We start from the raw sequence: 2,500 nt of genomic DNA, 5'->3' as shown, positions 1-2,500 counted from the left end.
GGCAAAGCCATAGTATGGAATCTGCGCAACCCGCTGCGCGCGGTGCTGTCGGCGCGGCAGGTCGACGCCGACAGGCTGGCAGCCAGGGACGATGCCGATCCGCAGCGCGTGCTGCCGGCACTGCGCGCAGGGCTGGCGGCGATCCCGCAGGCGCCCATCCCGGCGCAGATCGAGTTCAACGCCGACCAGATCATGCTCGGCGGCCGTCCGCTCCAGAACATCGCGACCGAGCTCGCGACCGACGGCCGGTCCTGGACCTTCCGGCGGCTCGAGCTGCGTGCGCCCGGCATGACTCAGCTCTCGCTCAGTGGCGCGGCTCCCGGCGCCGACAGTTTCAGCGGCCGGCTCAGCATCGAGTCCTCGGACCCCGACACGCTGGTGGCCTGGCTCCAGGGCCGCAGCGAGGTCAATCGCCGCAGCACGCGGCCGCTGCGCCTCGCCGGCGAGGTGACCATCGCCGCCAATCATCTCGCCATCGACAGGCTGAAGGCCGACATCGACGGCGGCGCCGTCGAAGGCCGCATCGCCTTCGTGCAGACAGGCGCGAGCAAAGGCTCGCGGATCGACGCCGACCTCAAGGCCGACCGTCTCGACCTCGACGCCGCGGCAAGCTTCGTGCGCGCTATGGCAGGGCCGCAAGGCGAGTGGCCGGTAGAGGCGAAACTCTCACTCGATATCGGCCGGGCGATCTCCGCCGGCCAGGAGCTGCGGTCGTTCGCCGCCAGGCTAGCCTATAGCCCGGCATCGCTGTCGCTGGAGCAACTGCGCTTCGGCCAGGCCGGCGGCATCACCACCGAGGCGAGCGGCAGCTTCGACCGCGCCAGGGTGACCGGCAAGCTCACGCTGAAATCCTCCGCCAATTCGCTGCGCGAGCTCACCGCGTTGATCGAGCCGTTTGCGCCCGCTGTGCGCACGCGCTTCGAGGCGATGCCTTCACAGCCCGGCGCCACGCGCTTCAAGCTCGACCTCAGCCTGGACAAGAATGCCGAGCATGCCGATCGCAGCAGCGCCCGCGCCGTGCTCGAACTCGACGCGCCGCAGCTGAAGGCGACCGCGACGCTGGCCGCGCAGACGCCGGCGGCCGCGATCGGCGGCATCGACCTCGATCGCCTCCGCAGCAGCGACTTTACTTTGGAGTCGAAAGTCTCGACGCCGCAGGCCGGCGCGCTGCTGGCGCTGCTCGGGCTCGATCGCCTCGTGGCCGCAGGCGAGGGCGCCTCGCAGTTCGAGGGCAAGCTCACCGGCGTCTGGCGCCGTCCGATGCAGTTGAATGCGAGACTCAGCGGCGGCGGGCTCGATGCGGACGCGCAAGGCAGCGTCGATCTGTCGGAGCCGAAGGGCAGCGTGAACCTGCGCGTGCGCAACGCCAATCTGGCGCCGCTGCTCGGCATCAACCCTGCCGGCACATCGGCGCGGAATGTCAGCCTGTCCTCCCGCCTCACGCTGTCGGGCAATCGCCTGACCTTCGACGATCTCGACGGCAATGCAGCCGGCTCGCACCTGCGCGGGCATGTTTCGGTTACGCTCGATCAGGACAGGACCGTCGACGGCGAGGTCGGTCTCGATACGCTCGATCTTGCGCCGGCGCTCGCAATCGCCATCGGCGCGACCGGGCAGGAGTCCGGGGAGCCGCTGACGCCAGGACTCGTCAGCGGCTGGCGCGGCCGCATCGCGTTCCAGGCGTTGCGGGCAACATTGCCCGGCGGCATCGAGCTGCGTCCCTTCGGCGGCACGGTTCGCAGCGACGGCCAGTCGCTCGCGCTGGATGCGCTCAAGGGCGGCCTCGGCGGCGGCGAATTGTCCGCAAGCCTCGACGCGCGCAATGGCCCGGGTGGCCTTGCGCTGAACGCTCGCATCGATCTCGGCAATGCCGATGCGGCGGCGCTGCGCTATCGCGACCTCGCGCTGCCCAAGGGGCGCGCCACGGTGCAGATGGCGCTGACCAGCCAGGGCCGCAGCGTCGCGGCGCTCACCGGTGCGCTCGCCGGCAACGGCACGGTGACGCTGGAATCCGCGGAGATCGGCGGCCTCAATCCGCGTGCCTTCGAGATCGCCATCCGCGCCAGCGACGGCGGCCAGGTCAGCGACGACAACCGGCTGCGGCAGCTCGTCGAGCCCGCGCTGTCGGCCGGTCGCATCGCGGTGCCCTCGGCGCAGATCCCGTTCACCATCCGCGACGGCCGCCTGCGCGTCGGCGCAACGCAGCTGGAAGCGAAGAACGCCCGCGCCATCGTCTCGGGGGGCTACGACATTCCCGCCGACCAGGCCGACATCCGCGCCAGCCTGACGCCGATCATGACCGGACTCTCCGGCGCGCCGCCCGAGATCCAGCTGTTCGCGGCCGGGCCCCCGGACAGGCTGAGCCGCACCATCGACCTTACGCCGCTGTCGTCATGGCTTGCGGTGCGGACCATCGACCGCGAGACGCGCCGTCTCGACGCCATCGAGCGCGGCGAGCCTCCGCCGGCCACCGCCGCGCTCGATGGCGTCGAGACGGCGC

General features: G+C 71.1%; 1 protein-coding gene. It reads left to right on the top strand.

The window, feature by feature from the left end:
* A partial coding sequence (locus JHD07_RS37800; RefSeq protein ID WP_291631478.1) for an AsmA-like C-terminal region-containing protein occupies positions 1-2,500 on the top strand: 2,500 nt, incomplete at both ends.

Source organism: Bradyrhizobium sp., from assembly GCF_016462955.1.
GTDB lineage: Bacteria > Pseudomonadota > Alphaproteobacteria > Rhizobiales > Xanthobacteraceae > Bradyrhizobium.
This window is presented reverse-complemented; position numbering and strand designations above follow the sequence as displayed.